Annotated in this window: 15 protein-coding genes and 1 pseudogene; 5 read left to right on the forward strand and 11 right to left on the reverse strand. The window is 72.9% G+C overall.

What is annotated here, in order from left to right; genetic code table 11:
• Positions 1–67: 67 nt before the first annotated feature.
• The 3 genes and pseudogenes from AEQ27_RS04515 to AEQ27_RS04525 all read right to left on the reverse strand — a co-directional run bounded on the left by AEQ27_RS04515 (position 68) and on the right by AEQ27_RS04525 (position 2,835).
• Positions 68–538: a hypothetical protein gene (locus AEQ27_RS04515; protein ID WP_054145587.1), complete on the reverse strand. Its 471-nt coding sequence runs from the start codon at positions 536–538 to the stop codon at positions 68–70.
• A gap of 148 nt (positions 539–686) precedes the next feature.
• Entirely contained in the window at positions 687–1,442 is a 756-nt protein-coding gene (locus AEQ27_RS04520) for an acyl-CoA dehydrogenase (RefSeq protein ID WP_235450975.1), read from the reverse strand.
• 227 nt (positions 1,443–1,669) lie between these two features.
• Positions 1,670–2,835: pseudogene (locus AEQ27_RS04525) on the reverse strand (cysteine desulfurase family protein).
• A 78-nt stretch (positions 2,836–2,913) separates the two neighbouring features.
• On the opposite strand from AEQ27_RS04525, the gene glgX reads away from it, so the two are divergent.
• The 3 genes from glgX (at position 2,914) to AEQ27_RS04540 (ending at position 6,238) form a co-directional block, all read left to right on the forward strand.
• Positions 2,914–4,959 (forward strand): glycogen debranching protein GlgX, encoded by a 2,046-nt coding sequence (gene glgX, locus AEQ27_RS04530; RefSeq protein WP_054145588.1) that lies wholly within the window; start codon positions 2,914–2,916, stop codon positions 4,957–4,959.
• On the forward strand, positions 4,956–5,459 hold the full coding sequence (gene ybaK, locus AEQ27_RS04535; protein ID WP_054145589.1) for a Cys-tRNA(Pro) deacylase: 504 nt from the start codon (positions 4,956–4,958) through the stop codon (positions 5,457–5,459). Before glgX ends, ybaK begins: the two co-directional genes overlap by 4 nt.
• 137 nt (positions 5,460–5,596) lie before the next feature.
• Positions 5,597–6,238, forward strand: a complete 642-nt coding sequence (locus AEQ27_RS04540) for a DUF1294 domain-containing protein (protein ID WP_054145590.1) — start codon at positions 5,597–5,599, stop codon at positions 6,236–6,238.
• A 110-nt stretch (positions 6,239–6,348) separates the two neighbouring features.
• Here AEQ27_RS04540 and AEQ27_RS04545 read toward each other — a convergent pair whose 3' ends face one another.
• The 3 genes from AEQ27_RS04545 to AEQ27_RS04555 are packed head-to-tail and all read right to left on the reverse strand — an operon-like array spanning position 6,349 to position 10,601.
• A complete protein-coding gene (locus AEQ27_RS04545) occupies positions 6,349–8,466 on the reverse strand; it encodes an ABC transporter ATP-binding protein (protein WP_054145591.1) in 2,118 nt (705 codons plus the stop codon).
• Positions 8,463–9,605, reverse strand: coding sequence for an ABC transporter permease (locus AEQ27_RS04550; RefSeq protein ID WP_082383247.1), 1,143 nt, complete (start codon positions 9,603–9,605; stop codon positions 8,463–8,465). The genes AEQ27_RS04545 and AEQ27_RS04550 overlap by 4 nt, the downstream gene beginning before the upstream one ends.
• A gap of 9 nt (positions 9,606–9,614) precedes the next feature.
• Positions 9,615–10,601, reverse strand: a complete 987-nt coding sequence (locus AEQ27_RS04555; RefSeq protein ID WP_054145664.1) for an ABC transporter permease — start codon at positions 10,599–10,601, stop codon at positions 9,615–9,617.
• Positions 10,602–10,820: 219 nt separating this feature from the next.
• Here AEQ27_RS04555 and AEQ27_RS04560 point away from each other — a divergent pair, with 219 nt between their 5' ends.
• Both AEQ27_RS04560 and AEQ27_RS04565 read left to right on the forward strand, forming a co-directional pair.
• Positions 10,821–11,030 (forward strand): hypothetical protein, encoded by a 210-nt coding sequence (locus AEQ27_RS04560; RefSeq protein ID WP_054145592.1) that lies wholly within the window; start codon positions 10,821–10,823, stop codon positions 11,028–11,030.
• A gap of 57 nt (positions 11,031–11,087) precedes the next feature.
• A complete protein-coding gene (locus tag AEQ27_RS04565) occupies positions 11,088–12,494 on the forward strand; it encodes an ABC transporter family substrate-binding protein (protein WP_054145593.1) in 1,407 nt (468 codons plus the stop codon).
• 32 nt (positions 12,495–12,526) lie between these two features.
• Here the strand turns inward: AEQ27_RS04565 and AEQ27_RS04570 are convergent, their stop codons facing one another.
• The 5 genes from AEQ27_RS04570 to AEQ27_RS04590 form a co-directional block, all read right to left on the reverse strand.
• On the reverse strand, positions 12,527–13,111 hold the full coding sequence (locus AEQ27_RS04570) for a signal peptidase I (RefSeq protein WP_054145594.1): 585 nt from the start codon (positions 13,109–13,111) through the stop codon (positions 12,527–12,529).
• The gene (locus tag AEQ27_RS04575; RefSeq protein ID WP_054145595.1) at positions 13,108–13,641 is read right to left on the reverse strand and encodes a hypothetical protein; all 534 of its coding nucleotides are present in this window, start codon (positions 13,639–13,641) and stop codon (positions 13,108–13,110) included. Before AEQ27_RS04575 ends, AEQ27_RS04570 begins: the two co-directional genes overlap by 4 nt.
• Before the next feature lie 373 nt (positions 13,642–14,014).
• On the reverse strand, positions 14,015–14,956 hold the full coding sequence (locus AEQ27_RS04580) for a hypothetical protein (RefSeq protein ID WP_054145596.1): 942 nt from the start codon (positions 14,954–14,956) through the stop codon (positions 14,015–14,017).
• The gene (locus AEQ27_RS04585) at positions 14,953–15,552 is read right to left on the reverse strand and encodes a TasA family protein (RefSeq protein WP_054145597.1); all 600 of its coding nucleotides are present in this window, start codon (positions 15,550–15,552) and stop codon (positions 14,953–14,955) included. Before AEQ27_RS04585 ends, AEQ27_RS04580 begins: the two co-directional genes overlap by 4 nt.
• Before the next feature lie 154 nt (positions 15,553–15,706).
• The gene (locus AEQ27_RS04590) at positions 15,707–16,285 is read right to left on the reverse strand and encodes an alternate-type signal peptide domain-containing protein (RefSeq protein WP_054145598.1); all 579 of its coding nucleotides are present in this window, start codon (positions 16,283–16,285) and stop codon (positions 15,707–15,709) included.
• Between the last annotated feature and the right edge of the window lie 223 nt (positions 16,286–16,508).

Here is a 16,508-nt window from a genome sequence, read left to right on the forward strand (position 1 = left end):
GGCGCGGTGCGGTGCCCGCGGGTCGTGGGTCCGCGGTGGGCACCGGTCGCCGGGTCCACGGTCGTCCTCACCCTCGACGGGCGGCGCCGCGTCGCGTCGGCCAGAAGGCCAGCACGACGGCGGCTCCGACGACGGCGACCGCAAGGCCTCGGGCCGGCGGGGTCGACATCGTCGTCAGGACGAAGCCGAGGCCCGGGGCCGAGGCGACGACGATCCGGGCGTCGCGCACGACGTAGGGGTCGCGGTCGTCCGTGTCGTTGGCGTCGCCCCGCAGCACGAGGGATCGCGCGGCGGCGTCCCCGGGCACGGCGGTCGTCGAGACCACCCGGCGGGTCACCGGGACCTCGAAGCCGGGCCGGGGCACCGTCCCCACGTCGCCGGCCCGCACGTCGGCCGCGGCGATCGCCCGCGTGACGCCGGCGCCGCCCGCGGGCACGGTGGGACTCATCGAGCCGGTCAGGACGACCACGAGCGACAGGCCGAGGACCGTCGAGACGGCGAGCCAGAGCAGACAGATCGCACCGACGAGGCCGACCACCGACAGCAGGACGGTGCTCGCGACGTCGACCGGACGACGGCGCGGGCGCCGGCCCGGGCGGTCGCGACGGTCCGCGCGCGCGGCCCGGCCTCGGGCGCCCGGCGCCCCGCTCGGGGCCGGGTCACGGTGTCGACCATCGGTCGGTCCGTCACTCGACGCTGGTCGAGGCGAACTCCCACGCCGGGGCGACCGTACGGCCCTGCAGGGCCGTGGACGCGGCCGTCGCGGCGCTCTGCGGCAGGGTCACCTCGAAGCAGTAGAACTGCGTGCTGGCGGATCCGGCGGCGAGACGCTGCGGGGCCGACGCGCCTGTCGAGGCGAGGGGGCCCGTGCCGATCGTCGTGGGAGCCGTGAAGGCGGCGGCCGTGCATGTCGGGGCGGCTCCGGTGCCGGAGACCACGACGGTCGCCACGCGGACGGTCAGCGCGGAGAAGAGCGAGCCCCCGGCGTCGGCGACGGTCACGCCCGTCGCGGGGACGGCGGCTCGGACCTGGACGTCGGCGGGGACGGTCGTCGTCGCGGTCGTCCGGAGGGCGACGCCCGCGTAGACGCTCTCGCCGGGGCTCAGGGTCTGGGAGCCCGGGGTGAAGATCATGGCCTGGCCGGGGTTGGCCTCGAAGTCGGTGAAGCCGGCCGTGTAGGGCGACGTGACGCTCTGCTGCACCTCGAAGGTGCCCGTGCCGATGCCGGGACCTCCGGAACCGTCACCGGCGTAGACCCATTCGCTGTCGGTCCAGGCGGCGACCGTGTAGCCGAGGCCGCCGACGACGAGGGCGCCGCCGGCGGCGAGCGCCGCGATCTTGCGGAGACGACCTGGTCTCGGCGTGGCCCGGTCGAGCGTCGCCACGTCGCCGTGGGAGGCATCGTCGCGAGGGGCGTCGGAGGCAGAGCTGTGCTGCGGCATGGTGGTGCTCCTGATCCGCGCAGCCTGGTGAGGGCGGCGCTCGGGTGGTGCGATGGACGCCCGTGGTGAGTGGGCGGCGTGCCGGGGTGCGGCGGTGGCGCGGGATGGTGGGGCCCGGCCGGTGAGACGTGCTCACGTGTGTTGACGACGAGTACACCACCCCCGCGCGGGGGCGACAACCCACCCTTTCGGGGGACGGCGCCGGGGTGCCCGTCGCGGGGGCCGGATCAGCGGGCGCCGAGCGCCGGGGTCCGGTCGGCGTGGCCGGCGGTCGTGGCGCGCGCGACCGCCGTCGGCAGTGCCGCGAGCAGCGCGTCGACGTCGGCGTCGGGGCTCGTGTGCCCGATCGTCATGCGCAGCGCACCGCGGGCCGCATCCGCCGGCAGGCCCATGCCGAGCAGCACGTGCGACGGCTCGGGGATGCCCGCCTGGCAGGCCGACCCGGTCGAGACGCTGACGCCGGCGGCGTCGAGCAGGAACAGCAGCGAGTCGCCCTCGCACCCGGCGAAGGTGAAGTGGGCGTTGCCGGGCAGCCGGTCGACGGGGTCGCCTCGCAACACCGCCCCGGGCACCGCCGCCAGCACCCCGGCGATCAGTCGGTCACGCAGCGGCTCGTAGGCCCCGTGCGGCTGCTCGGCCGCGACGGCGAAGGCGACGGCGGCCGGGGCGTCCTGGGGGCCCGAGCGCACCTGCCGCTGCTGCCCGCCGCCGGGGGTCAGCGGCACGACGGGCGCCGCGCGCGACAGGACCAACGCGCCGAGGCCGATCGGCCCGCCGATCTTGTGGGCGCTGACGCTGAGCGCCGCGAGCCCGGAGGTCGCGAAGTCGATCGGCACCTGCCCGTAGGCCGCGACGGCGTCCGAATGCACCGGCACCCCGTGGGCCGCGGCGAGCGCCACGACCTCGTCGACGGGTTGCATCGTGCCGACCTCGTTGTTGGCCCAGAGCAAGCTGACGAGGGCGACGTCGTCGTGCTCGTCGAGGGCCGCGGCGAGGGCGTCGACGCGCAGCCGACCCTGCTCGTCGAGCGGCAGCCAGGTGACGACGGCGCCCTCGTACCGTTCGAGCCACTCGACGGTGTCGACGGTGGCGTGGTGCGCGCCGGCGGGGCCGAGGGGGCGCGGGGGCGGTCGGCCGGCTGCCTCGCCCCCCAGAGCCCCTTGATCGCGAGGTTGGCCGCCTCGGTGCCGCCCGAGGTGAAGACGACCTCGATCGGGCCGCGGCCGAGGGTCGCGGCGACGCGTTCGCGGGCCTCTTCGAGGGCGCGCTTGGCGTTCTGGCCGGCCGAGTGGATGGACGAGGGGTTGCCGACCGTGCCGAGCGCCTCGGCGTAGGCGGCGATGGCCGCCGGATGCATCGGCGTGGTGGCCGCGTGGTCGAGGTAGACGCTCATGTTCGGGTCCTCAGGCTGGGTGGGGCGGTGACGCTCGATGATTTCGGGGCCGACACGCGCCTCCTCTACTGTAATCGCGTGACCGATCCCGACCCCCTGCGCGATCTCGGCATCCGTCCCGGCCCCGACGGGCCGACGCTGCGCGTCTGGTCGGCGTCGGCGTCCCGGGTCGACCTCGTGATCGACGACGCCCCGCACGACCGCGTCGTGCCGATGGTCCGCGACGAGCACGACGTGTGGAGCGCCACCGACGGCGCCCTCACCCCGGGCCGTCGCTATTGGCTGCGCGCCGACGGCCCGGCCGGGGGCGGCAACGCCTTCGACCCGTCGCTCGAGCTGCTCGACCCGTACGCGCGCGGCCTCGGTCGCACCGGACGCGGCACGTGGCAGTCGACCGTCGTCGACGAGTCGTTCGACTGGGGCGGGGTGGCCAAGCCCCGCACGCCGCTCGACCGGGTGGTCGTCTACGAGGCGCACGTCCGCGGTCTGACCCGGTTGGCCCCCTTCGTGCCCGAAGAGCTGCGCGGCAGCTACGCCGGCCTCGCCGCCGAATCGACCATCGCCTACCTGACGGGCCTCGGCGTGACGGCGGTGCAGCTGCTGCCGGTGCACCAGCACGTCGACGAGCAGCGCCTCGTCGCGCAGGGCATCGAGAACTACTGGGGCTACAACACCCTCGGGTACTTCGCCCCGCACGCCGCCTACGCCAGCCGCGACGCGCAGCTGGCCGGCGCCTCGGCGGTCCTGCGCGAGTTCAAGGGCATGGTGCGTCTGCTGCACGAGGCCGGCATCGAGGTCTACCTCGACGTGGTCTACAACCACACGGCCGAAGAGGGCGAGGTCGGCGGGCCGGTCACGAGCCTGCGCGGTCTCGACGGGTCGGCCTACTACCGGCACGACGCAGAGGGCCGTCCGGTCGACGTGACCGGCTGCGGCAACTCGCTCGACACGAGCACGCCGGCCGCCTCGCGACTCGTGCTCGACTCCCTGCGGTACTGGGCGGACGAGGTGCAGATCGACGGGTTCCGCTTCGACCTCGCCGCCACCCTCGGTCGCGGGGCGGACCACGTCTTCGACCCCGAGCACCCGCTGCTGAGCGCTATCGTCGACGATCCGGCGCTCGAGGGCGTCAAGATGATCGCCGAGCCGTGGGACGTCGGCCTGGGCGGCTGGCAGACCGGCGCCTTCCCCGACGGCTGGATCGAGTGGAACGACCGGTTCCGCAACCGGGCCCGCGACTTCTGGCTGACCGACATCGCCGCCGCCCGCTCGCAGGGCGCTCCCCCGTCCGGGCTCGGCAGCCTGGCCTCCAAGCTCAGCGGCTCGAGCAACATCTACGCCCATGAGCGCGGCCCGCTGTCGGGTGTGAACTTCGTCACGGCGCACGACGGCTTCACCCTGCTCGACCTCGTCTCGTACGACGGCAAGCACAACCTCAGCAACGGCGAGGGCAACCGCGACGGCACCGACGACAACCGGTCGTTCAACCACGGGGTCGAGGGCGACAGCGTCAACCCCTGGATCTCGGACGCCCGCCGCCGGTCGATGCGCAACCTGCTCGCCACGCTCTTCGTCTCGGCCGGCATCCCGATGCTGACCGCCGGCGACGAACGCGGTCGCACCCAGCACGGCAACAACAACGCGTACTGCACCGACAGCGAGCTCACCTGGGTCGACTGGTCCGACGAGCCCTGGCACCGGGCCCTGCACGACGACGTCGCCACGCTGGCCCGGCTGCGGGCCGAGAACCCCGCCCTGCGCCCGTCGCGGTTCGGCCTCGACGGCGCCCGCACGATCGGTGCCGACGAGATGTCGTGGCACTCGGCCTCGGGCGACGAGATGCGTCCCGACGAGTGGAACGACCCCGGCGTCCGCACCCTGCAGTACCTCGCGGCCTCGACGCCCGAGCACGAGGCGCCGAACACGGTGCTCGTCGTGGTGCACGGGGCCGAGACCGCCGTCCCGGTGACGCTCCCCCGGCACGACGGGGTGACGGCCTACGAGGCGTTGTGGTCGAGCGACGACCGCAGCCTGCCGCAGGCGTCGGCTCCCGGTGACGACCTGCTCGTCTCGGGGCCGACCGTGGTGGTGTTCCGCGCCACGACGGTCGAGGCCGCACCGTGAGCACGAAGCACGCAGGAGGCGCGCGCGGCCCCGCCACGCCGGCCACCGTCGCGCTCACCACGGCCGGCATCCCGTTCACGGCCCACACGTACGAGCACCACGACACGGCGACGAACTTCGGCGAGGAGGCCGCCGCCGAGCTCGGCCTGTCGGAAGAGCGCGTCTTCAAGACCCTCGTGGTCGACGCCGACGGCACCCTCGTGGTGGGCGTCGTCCCCGTCTCGGGTCGCCTCGACCTCAAGGCGCTCGCCGCCGCCGTCGGGGCGAAGAAGGCCTCACTGGCCGACCCCGCCCTGGTCGAGCGTCGCACGGGTTACGTCGTCGGCGGCATCAGCCCGCTCGGCCAGAGGACCGCCGCGACGACCGTCGTCGACGCGAGCGCCGCCTCCTTCGCCTCGGTCTTCGTCAGCGGCGGGAGGCGCGGGTTCGACATCGAGATCGCCCCCGACGACCTCGTGCGCGCCACCGGCGGCACCTACGCGGCGATCCGTCGCGACTGAGCCGCGCCGCGCCTCCTCGGATCTGCGGCCACGCCGCCACGAAGTGGACGATCCGCCACGCGGGAACGTGGCGGGATGTCGACCTCGTGGCGGGATGGCCGAGTGCGGCACGGGCGGCGCGGGCTAGGGTCGGGCGCATGACCGGCGGCCCGGCCCGGATCGAGGGCACGCTCACCTCGTGGGACGACGAGCGCGGGTTCGGGTTCCTCACCCCGGTCGCGGGGCGGGGTCGCGCGGTCGTCCACATCACGGCGTTCGGGCGCGGCACGGCCCGGCCCCGGGTGGGCGCCGCGTTCTCGTACGGGGTCGACCGCCACGGCGACCGGGGGCCGGCCGCCGTGCGGGTGTCGTCCGTCGGCACGCGCTGGTCCGCACCACGGGCCCGGACACCCCGACCCACGCGGGCCGGCAGGGTCGCCCTTCTCGTCGGGTTGGTCGTCGTGCTCGGGGTCGCCGCAGCCGTCTGGGCCCTGACCCGAGACTCGACGTCGCCGCAGCTCCACGGACTCGCGCCCTGGCTGGTCGGCGGACTGGTCGGCGTCACCGTGCTGACGGCCCTCGTCTACGGACTCGACAAATCCGCGGCCCGGCGAGGACGACGTCGCGTGCCGGAACGGACGCTGCTGCTGCTCGGCCTGCTCGGCGGCTGGCCTGGGGCCCTCGTCGCGCAACAACTGCTGCGCCACAAGACGAGCAAGCGCTCGTTCCAGTTCGCATTCTGGGCCACGGTGGCCACGAACGTGTCCGCGGTCGTCCTCGCTCTCGCGTTGCTGCGTTGACGCCCCGCGAGCTCAGACGCCCCGCGAGCTCAGACCCCAGAAACCCGCCGAGACCCTCGTGCGCGCGCTGGGGTCTCGGCGAGTTCCTAGGGTCTCACGGCAGCGCAGCCTCAGACGAGCTGCTTCTCGCGGGCGAAGTGGCACGCGGCGGTGTGGTCGGCACCGTCGCGACCGTGCGGCAGCATCGTGGGCACCTCGTCCTCGCAACGCGACCGCTGGGCCTCGGGCAGCATCGCGTAGAGCGGGCAGCGGCTGCGGAACCGGCAGCCGGTCTGCTTGACGGTCGGCGTCGGCGGGTCGCCCGGCAGCACGATGTGCTCGCGTGCCCGCTCCTTGACCGGGTCGGGCACCGGCACGGCCGACAGCAGCGCCTGCGTGTACGGGTGCAGGGGGTGCTCGAACACCTCGTCGACCGGGCCCGTCTCGACGGTCCGGCCGAGGTACATCACCGTGACCCGGTCGGCCACGTGCCGGATCACCGAGAGGTCGTGCGACACGAAGAGGTACGACAGGTCGAGCGTCGCCTTGAGCTCGGCCAGCAGGTTGAGCACGCCGGCCTGGATCGAGACGTCGAGCGCCGACACCGGCTCGTCGAGCACGATCAGCTTCGGATCGGCGGCCAGCGCCCGCGCGATCGAGATGCGTTGCCGCTGTCCGCCCGAGAACTCGTGCGGGTAGCGCGTCGCCGCCGCGGGCTCGAGCCCCACGAGACGCATCAGCTCGGGCACCCGACGCGACACCTCGTCGCGGGGTCGACCGATCGCGAGCAGCGGCTCGGCGATGATGTCGCTGACCGGCTGCCGGGGGTCGAGGCTCGCCATCGGGTCCTGGAAGACCATCGAGACCGCGCCGCGCAGCCGCTTCACCGTGGACCCGTCGAGCTTGCGGTCGAGGGCCGTGCCGAGCAGTTCGATGGTGCCGGCCTCGGGCACCCGGAGGTCCATGATCTCGTGCAGCGTCGTGCTCTTGCCCGAGCCGGCCTCGCCCACGAGCCCGAGCGTCTCGCCCTCGCGCACGTCGAGGTCGACCCCGTCGACCGCCCACACGCTGCCGACCCGGCGCTTGAACACGGACCCCTTCGTCAGCGGGAACGTCTTGACCAGTCCGTCGACGTGCAGCACCCGGTCCCGCGACGCCCGCGGCACGGACGCCAGCTCGGAGGTGGGAGCGGGAGGCAGGTCGTAGACGTCCTCGGGGTCGGTGCCCTCGCCCACGAGCTGGTCCGCGTGCAGGCAGGCGGCCCGGTGGCCGACCTCGCCCGCCGGGGCCTGCTCGAGCGCGGGCTCGTCGACGCGGCACTCGGCCGTCGCGAGCGGGCAGCGCGCCGCGAACGGGCAGCCCGGGGCCAGCGACAGCAGCGACGGCGGCGTCCCGGGGATCGGCACGAGCGGCTGGTCCGACCGCTGGTCGAGCCGCGGCAGCGCCCCGATCAGTCCGACCGTGTAGGGCATGCGCGGGTGGGCGAAGAGGTCGTCGGCCGTCGCCGTCTCGACGACGCGGCCGGCGTACATCACGGCGATCCGGTCGGCGAAGCCGGCGATCACGCCCAGGTCGTGGCTGACGAACAGCAGGGCGGCCCCGGTCTCGCGCTGCGCCGTGCGCAGCACCGAGATGACCTGCGCCTGGATCGTCACGTCGAGGGCCGTGGTCGGCTCGTCGGCGAGGATCACGTCGGGGTCGTTGGCGATCGCCATGGCGATCATCGCGCGCTGCCGCATGCCGCCCGAGAACTCGTGCGGGAACGAGTCGACGCGACGCCCGGGCTCGGGGATGCCCACGAGCCCCAGCAGCTCGATCGCCCGCTCGCGCGCCTGCTTCTTCGTGCCGCCGCGGTGGATCAGCACGGTCTCGGCGATCTGCTGACCGACCGTGTACACCGGCGTGAACGCCGACAGCGGGTCCTGGAAGACCATCGCGATCCGTTTGCCGCGGATCGCCGACATCGCCTTGTCGCCGCGACCGAGCAGCTCCTCGCCGTCGAGGGTGATCGAGCCCGTCACCTTGGCCGTCGCGGGCAGCAGACCGAGCACGGCGAGACTCGTGACCGACTTGCCCGAGCCCGACTCGCCGACGATGCCGAGCACCTCGCCGCGGCGCAGCGTGAGGTCGACGCCGCGCACGGCGCGCACGTCTCCGTCCGGGGTCGGGAAGGTCACGGTGAGGTCGTGCACCTCGAGCACCGGAGCCGAGGAGGCGCGGGTGCGGTCGACCGGTTCGGTGAGCGTCATGCGCGCTCCCCCTTCTCGTCGTTCGTGCGGGGCGGAGCGGACGTCGGCAGCGTGTCGGACGCCGGGGACGTGCGGGTCGGCGTCGGCGAGCCGACGTCGGCCCCGGGGGCGGGGCTCGCGGCCTCGGAGACGCCGGCGACGCGGCCGAGCGGCGCCGCGCCTCCTCGGCTCTCGGCCGTCCGGCCGCGGGTGCGACGGCGACGGCCGGTGCGCCCGGCGGTCGAGGGCGGGTCGAGTGCGTCGCGCAGCCCGTCCCCGAGCAGGTTGCTCGCGAGGGCGAACACGATCAGCGCACCAGCCGCGAAGAAGAACAACCACGGCTTGGTGGTCGCCGCGCTCTGGTTCTGGGCGATCAGCGTGCCGAGCGACACGTCGGGCGGCTGCACGCCGAAGCCGAAGTAGGACAGCCCCGACTCCGTGAGCACGGCCGCGCCGATCGCGATGGTGGCGTCGATCACGAGGAACGACGCGACGTTCGGCAGGATGTGCCGGACGATGATCGTGAAGTGGCCGATGCCCATGTAGCGGGCGGCGCGGATGAACTCCCTCTCTTTGATGCTGAGGGTCAGCGAGCGCACCACGCGGGCCGTGATCATCCAGCCGAACAGGGCGAGCAGGGCCACGAGGATCAACCAGCCGTACTGCTTGAGGCGCGGCGAGAGGATCGCGATGATCAGGAACGACGGCAGCACGAGCAGCAGGTCGACGAAGACCATCACGGCCCGGTCGATCCAGCCGCCGAAGTAGCCCGCCATCGCGCCGAGCATGCCGGCGATCACCGTCGAGAACAGGGCGACGAGCAGGCCGATCAGCAGCGACTTCTGCAGGCCACGGGCGGTCTGGGCGAAGACGTCCTGACCGATGTTGTTCGTGCCGAACCAGTGCGCGCCGCTCGGTGGCGACGACAGGGCCGTATAGTCGATGTAGTTGTAGGCGTACGGCGAGACCACCGGGCCGACGAACGCGAAGACGAAGAGCAGCACGATCGTCACGAGGCCGACGGTGGCGCCGCGGTTCGCGAAGAGGCGCCGGAAGGTCAGCGCGAAGCGGTTCGGCGACGTCGCCGCGACCTCTTCTCGCGACTCGGGCGCGACCGCGTCGGACGGCCCGTCGAGCAGGTCGGGTGTGAACCGGGTCATGGGGCGGCCCTACTTCTGCGCGCGGACGCGCGGGTCGAGCACCGCGTTGAGCACGTCCGACACGAAGCCGGCGAGCAGCACGACGACGGCGCTGTAGAGGGTGTACGTGACGACCACGTTGACGTCGTTGGCCTGAACGGCGTCGATGAACCAGGCGCCGAGGCCGTTCCAGGCGAAGATCTTCTCGGTGAAGGTGGCCCCGGTCAGCACGCCGAGGAACGCGAAGGCGAACAGCGTCGTCATCGGGATCAACGCCGTGCGCAGCCCGTGCTTGAAGATCGCCGGACGACGCCGCAGCCCCTTGGCTCGAGCGGTGCGGATGTAGTCGGCCTGCAGCACGTCGAGCATTGTCGCCCGCTGGTACCGGCTGTAGACGGCGATGAGCCCGATGCCGATCGAGATGGTGGGCAGCAGCAGGTGGGCGATGCGGTCCCACGCGATCGTGCCGAACCCGCCGGTCAGGTTGGGGGTCGCCTCGCCGGTGAAGGTGATCAGCTGGTAGCCCAGGACGTCGTTGAGCTTCGTCGCCCCGATCTTGAGCAGCACCGCGGTGAGGAACACCGGCGTCGAGATCAGGACGAACGACAGCACCGACGACACCCGGTCCGAGAACCGGTACTGCCGGATGGCGTTCCAGGTGCCGACCACGACGGCCAGCACGATGCCGAGGATCGACCCCACCAGCAGGAGGCGCAGGCTGACCCCCAGCCTCGGCCCGAATTCCGCCGCGACCGGCTTGTCCTGGATGGTCTGCCCGAGGTCGCCGGTGACCGCTCCGCCGAGCCAGTGGACGTACCGCTCGCCGAGGGGGTCCTTGTCGTTGACCCCGATCGAGGTGAGCTTCGCGTCGACGATCTCGGAGGACGGACGCGGGTTGCGGTCGGCGTAGACGGAACGCGGGTTGAGGGTCGCCGAGGCGAGGAAATAGGTGAGCGACGTCGCGATGAAGACCAGGGCGACGTAGTACACCAGCCGGCGGGCGAGGAATCGGGCCATGGAGATCGACACTAGACGTACCCCGAGCCGCGACCAGCTGGCCAGGTTTCGAGCGTGTAACAAATTCACATGAAAGTTTGCGTGGATTCAAGGCGTCCGTACATTTGGGCTCACGCGGTCAGCTCTCAGGAGGCGTCGCCATCCGTACCCTCATGGGTCGACAGCGACGTGACTCCTGGGTTGATCAGCACTTTTCACCACCCTTCAGTTCGGAGTGCCATGAAGATCACGAAGAAGCTCGGCCTCGCAGCCGGCCTCGTCAGCATCGCCCTCGTCGTCACGGCGTGCAGCGGAGGCGGCGGCGACGACGGCGACGGAGCCGCGAAGAACGGCGAGTTGTCCCCCGACGGCGACATCAACGCCACCGCGGCAGCCGACGTCGAGCAGGGCGGCACGCTGACCCTGCCCCTCAGCCAGCTGCCCTCGTAGTGGAACTACGGCCAGCTCGACGGCGCCCTGGCCGACGCCTCGCTGATCGAGAGCGCCGTGCTGCCCCAACCGTTCCGCATCGACGAGAAGGGCGTCGCGCAGATCGACGAGAACCTCGTCACGAGCGCCGAGGCCACCAGCGAGGACCCGCTCGTCGTGACCTACGACATCAACCCCGACGCGGTGTGGAGCGACGGCACCCCGATCACGGTCGCCGACTTCCAGGCCTGGAAGAGCGCACTCGACGGCTCGAACCCCGAGTACCTCGTCGGCAGCACGCTCGGCCCCGACCGCATGGCCTCGGTGGAGGCGGGCTCGAGCGACAAGCAGGTCGTCGTGACCTACGCCGAGCCCTTCTCGGACTGGAAGAGCATGTTCGCCCCGCTCTACCCGGCGAGCCTCTACAACGACCCGAACGCCTTCAACACGGCCTACGTCGACACCCTCCCGGTCTCGGGCGGTCCCTACAAGGTCGACAAGATCGACACGACGGCCCAGACCGTGACGATCGTGCCCAACGAGACCTGGTGGGGCGACGCCCCGAAGCTGGACTCCGTGGTCTTCCGCGCCCTCGACAGCGACGCCGACGTCGACGCCTACCTGAACGGCGAGATCGACTTCGTCACGGGAAACTCGTCGGAGCGCTACGACCGCCTCAAGGACGCGAAGGACACCGACATCCGCGCGGCACCGTCGGCTCGGTACACGCACGTCGACTTCAGCACCAAGGGCGTCCTCGCCGACGAGAAGATCCGTCAGGCGATCCAGCACGCGGTCGACCGCGACGCGCTCGGCAAGGTCATCACGGGCACCCTGCCCTACGAGCTGACCACGCTCAACAACCACCTCTTCCTCAGCACGGACGGCGCCTACCAGGACAACGCGAAGGAGACCGGGAACTACGACGTCGACGAGGCGAAGAAGATCCTGGCCGACGACGGGTGGGAGCTGAACGGCGACGTGCTCGAGAAGGACGGGAAGCAGCTCGAGATCGCCGTGACGATCCCGTCGGGCACGCCCATCTCGCAGCAGCTGTCCGAGGTCATGCAGAGCCAGCTCGCCGCGGTCGGCATCAAGCTGACGATCAACGCCGTCAGCGTGGACTCCTTCTTCGAGGACAACGTCACGCCGGGCAACTACGACATGACGATCTTCGTCTGGGCCGGCACCGGCTACCAGGCGTCCGGCGTCAGCATCTACAACTCGGACGAGCAGGGCCAGAACTACGGCCGTGTCTCGAGCCCCGAGATCGACGACCTGCTCAGCCAGGCCGTCGCCGAGGGCGACCCCGACAAGGCCGCCGACCTGTACAACCAGGCCGACGAGAAGATCTGGGAGATCGGACACTCGATGCCGATCATCCAGGCGCCGTACATCTCGTTCCAGAGCCCGAAGCTCGCGAACTTCGGCGCCCGCGCCGGTGCGAGCGACGTGGACTGGACGGTCGTCGGCTTCACGAAGTAGGAGCACCGCCCGAGGCCCGTCCGGCCCCTCGCTCAGCGCGGGGCCGGGCGGGCCTTCCGCGTCCGCGCCCGCCGACGCTGCGCCTCCACCAGGCCGGTGGCCAGGGAGTAGCCCGCGTAACCGAGCAACGCGATCGCCAGCAGCGGCACGATCCACGACCGGGCGTCGCCGTTCACGACCTGGTTGACGAACCCGAGCCACGGCACCGAGTACCAGAGCGTGCCGCGCACCTGCTCGGGCAGCACGGCGGCCTCGTCGGGCTCGGAGTTGTTGTCGCCCTTGGTCACGAACGCGGTGCCGCCGTCCGACGACGACACGATCTCGATCACCCGGTGGCTGATCACCTCGGGCCGGCCGCTCTCGATCTGGTAGGTCACGACGTCGCCGATCCGGATCTCGTCGGCCGGGGTCGGCTTCACCACGATGAGGGTGCCCGGGGGCAGCCGCGGCTCCATCGAGCTGGTCAGCACCGTCAGCGGGGTGGCCCCCGCGACCTTCGGCACGACGATCAGCACCGTCGCGAGCCCGAGCACGAGGACGAACAGCCCCGCACTGAAGCCGAGGCCGAGCGCGTGCAGCAGGCCCTTCTCCCGCACGGCGGCGCGGCGGCCGCTCACGGCTGCTCCCCCGCGGTCTCGTCGTCGTCCGGGCGGCGGCGACCGACCGCCCCGAACGCGCCCGCCAGCACGGCGATCGCCGCGATGGGCAGCGGCAGCCAGCTGCCGCGCAACGGCACGGGCACGAAGTCGTCGAGCACGTCGAGGGCGTGGACGGGGAGCTCGGTGTCCGTGCCCGACACGTCGGTGGTCCCGTCCGACGCGTCGTCGCCCGCGGAGGACACCGCCCCGCGGGCCTCACCAGCCGAGGAGGCGCGGGTCGTCACCGCCTCGATCGTCGCGCTCGAGACACGGTCGCCCCCCGCGCCTCCTGCGCCCGTGCCCGCATTCGCGCCCGCGTCCGCCGCGCCGGCGGTCCCGGCCGATGCGCCCCCCGTCGGCACCGCCACCCCGGCCAGGCCGGCGCGCGTGACGAGCACGCCGAAGGCGGGGGTCTGGTCGCCGGTGCCGTCGGAAGCGGAACCGTCGAGGGCGACCGAGACGGTGACCGGCACCTCCTGCCCCGCGGCGAGCCGGACGGGCGCGAGCACGGGGGTGCAGCCGTCACCGGCCAGGGTGACGGGCGGCAGGTCGCCGACGTCGAGGTCGGAGTGCGAGCTGACCGTGACCGCCTCGGCGAACGCGGGCGACGAGGTCGTGACGTCGACGAGGCGGGCACTGAGCGCGGCCGGCCCGCCCGCGCGGGTCTTCCCCCCGCAGGGGCCCGTCCGGCTCGCCCCGCGGCGAGCCGCAGGCCGTCGCCGACCAGCGCCGCGTCGGGGCGGCCCTGCCAGTGCTCGCCGTCGCCGCTGACCATCAGGCGGGGCGCGGTGGCGGCCGTGGCGGGAGCCGGGGCCGACAGGACGCCGGCGGAGGCGACGAGCGCCGTGACGGCGACGACGACCGCGACCACCCGGCCGCCGGTCACCCGCACTGGATGTTCCTCGTCCCGTACTGGTCGTAGACGACCTTGAGGGTGCCGACGGCCATGAGGTCGGTCGGCTGGCCGTCGACCATCACGCGGATGTCGACGCCGATCAGGCCGTCGCCGAAGGGGTCCTTCGGCAGGTTGTCGCGGGTGAAGGCGAAGTGCGGGTAGTCGCCGGTCTGCTCGTTGTTCGAGATCCGGGTGCTGCCGACGTAGGTCGCGTAGCGGGTCGCGGTCGCGCGGGTCGACGGGTCGAAGTCGAGCCACGCGTAGGCCTCGCCGTCGGTGCGACAGACCGCGGTCTGCGCGGGGACGATCGTGTTGTTCTGCACGATGCGGCGGTCCTGCGGGGTCGCGGTCCACGAACCGGCGGCCAGCGACACGGTGAGGACCGGGTTGACGCGTCCGGTGGGCGACGAGGTCGCGATCGAGGTGCGGAGGCACCAGGTCGCACTGGCCTTGGCGGCGAGGCTGCCGGACAGGTTCGGAACGGCCGACCAGGTGCCGCTGACGCTCCCCGACCCGACGGCCGCCGTCGACGTGCAGGCGGACGCGGCGGACACCGGCCAGCCGACGACGGCGATCGACGCGGCGAGGTCCGCCGAGCTGCCCGAGCTCAGGCTGCCGCGCGTCGAGTACGTCGCCGCGACCGTGCCCGAGTTCGTGAAGGTCCACGGCGCCGTGAGCGACCGGGTCGACCCCGAGTAGTCGGCCTGCAGACCGTCGACGGTCCCGGCCGTGAGCCCGACGGCGCCGGTCCCGACCTTCTCGGTGAGGGTGGCGGACACCGTCCAGAGCGCCGAGGCCGCCCCTCCGGAGGCCAGCGCGACGCCGACGATCACGCCGACGACGACGGCGGCCAGGGCCGATCGCGGAGCGGACCGGGGCCGTGGGCCGATCGCGGGCCGCGGCCCGCTCACGACGCGGCGCCCGGTCACGGGGCCACCTGCGTCCCGGTCAGGACGAGCCCGATCGACGAGGTCTGGTTCTGCAGGGTCGCCGGGACGTCCGAGTCGAGGGTGACGACGACGCACCCGGTCGCGGTGGCGCCGGCCGGCAGCGTGAAGTAGCCGCTGCCGGTGTCGAAAGCCGAGGGCCGCGCCGAGTACCCGCCGACGCCCGCGACGCAGTCCGCGGACTTCGTGACGGCGGCGAGCTTCACGGTGAGCTCCCCGGGCAGGGCGGACGCCGACGCCGTGGTGGTCCCGGCCGTGACCCGCATGGCCAGGGCGACCGACCCCGTGTTCGTCGCGCTGAAGGTGCCCGCGGTGGCGCCGCCGGGGCCGAGGGCGGACGTGTCGAGTGCCTTGACGCTGCCGACCGAGAGGCCCGCCGTGCCCGACGCGACCGTGACGGCCGTGGGGGCGACCGCGGAGTTCCACAGCGCGTACGTCCCGCCGGACGCGACGAGTCCGACGGCGACCGCCCCGGCCACGACCGCCGTCGCCGCCCCCAGCGAACGCAGCGGACGACGAGACGAGGAGGCGCGCTCGGGCGAGCGGTGACGCGCGCGTCCGCCGGGCTGTCCGGTCAACGTCTCACCCCCTGGTGGTCGGTCGTGCGATGCGGTGGCCCGTGAGCCCCTGGTCGGCGGGTCGGACGGGAGGTGGCGACCGGACCGCGTCGGGTGCGGTCCGGTCACCGGTCGGTGAGTCGGGGTGCGATGGCCGTCGGGCCACCGGCACCCGCTAGGCGATGGCGCGCTGCTTGAGCGTGAAGGTCAGCTTGCTCAGGTCGAGCGTGCCGCCCTGGCTGGCGGCGTCGGACACCGTCGAGGGCAGCTCGACGACGAAGGTCACGACGGCCGAGGTGCTGCCGGCGGACACGGGGGCGACGACGTAGCTGCCGGCCGTGCTGCCCGCGGTGACGCCGGACGGCAGGGTCGTGGCGCCGGCGGCGGTCGAGAGGGTCAGCGTGTTCGTCACGTACGGCTTGAGGCTGCCGGTGACCGAGGCCGCGTCGTAGGTGAGGTCGGCCCGCAGGTCGTTGCCCGAGGCGGCGATCGTGATCGGCTGCGTGAACTGCAGCTTGCTGCCGGGGACGATCTTGTAGGCGGCGACCTGGGCGGTCGTCAGGGCCGTGCTCCGGCCGTTCGTGACGTCGGTCCAGCTGCCCGCCGACGACTGGGCGAGCGAGAGGGTGCCCGAGGCGACGCTGGCGGCGTTGACCTCGGTGCTGGCGTTCCAGAGGGCGAAGGTCCCGGCACCACCGAGGAGGAGGGCGATGCCGGCGGCACCGGCGACGGCACCCTTGACGAGCTTGTTCATGTGGGTCCTGTTCCGCGCACCGAGGCGCGCTCGAGCACCGCCGTGCACCGTCGGTCGGGTCGACGTCGGGGTGGCACACGGCGCTGCGGGGGCTGTCGGCTCCGGGTCGGGCGGCCGATCGATGTCGTCGGGCGCCGGGCTCTCGAGGAGTTCGGGTTCTTCGGGCGGGCAGGCCGCGACGACAGGTTCGACATTACGCGGTCCTCCAAAGTGCCGACAGGCC

The organism is Frigoribacterium sp. RIT-PI-h (assembly GCF_001297205.1).
Lineage (GTDB): Bacteria > Actinomycetota > Actinomycetes > Actinomycetales > Microbacteriaceae > Frigoribacterium.

Coding starts and splice junctions, on each gene's coding strand:
- AEQ27_RS04520 (WP_235450975.1), bottom strand. CDS start 1,442: ATGCCGCAGCACAGCTCTGCCTCCGACGCCCCTCGCGACGATGCCTCC.
- AEQ27_RS04555 (WP_054145664.1), bottom strand. CDS start 10,601: ATGGCCCGATTCCTCGCCCGCCGGCTGGTGTACTACGTCGCCCTGGTC.
- AEQ27_RS04590 (WP_054145598.1), bottom strand. CDS start 16,285: ATGAACAAGCTCGTCAAGGGTGCCGTCGCCGGTGCCGCCGGCATCGCC.
- AEQ27_RS04560 (WP_054145592.1), top strand. CDS start 10,821: ATGAAGATCACGAAGAAGCTCGGCCTCGCAGCCGGCCTCGTCAGCATC.
- AEQ27_RS04540 (WP_054145590.1), top strand. CDS start 5,597: ATGACCGGCGGCCCGGCCCGGATCGAGGGCACGCTCACCTCGTGGGAC.
- AEQ27_RS04545 (WP_054145591.1), bottom strand. CDS start 8,466: ATGACGCTCACCGAACCGGTCGACCGCACCCGCGCCTCCTCGGCTCCG.
- AEQ27_RS04550 (WP_082383247.1), bottom strand. CDS start 9,605: ATGACCCGGTTCACACCCGACCTGCTCGACGGGCCGTCCGACGCGGTC.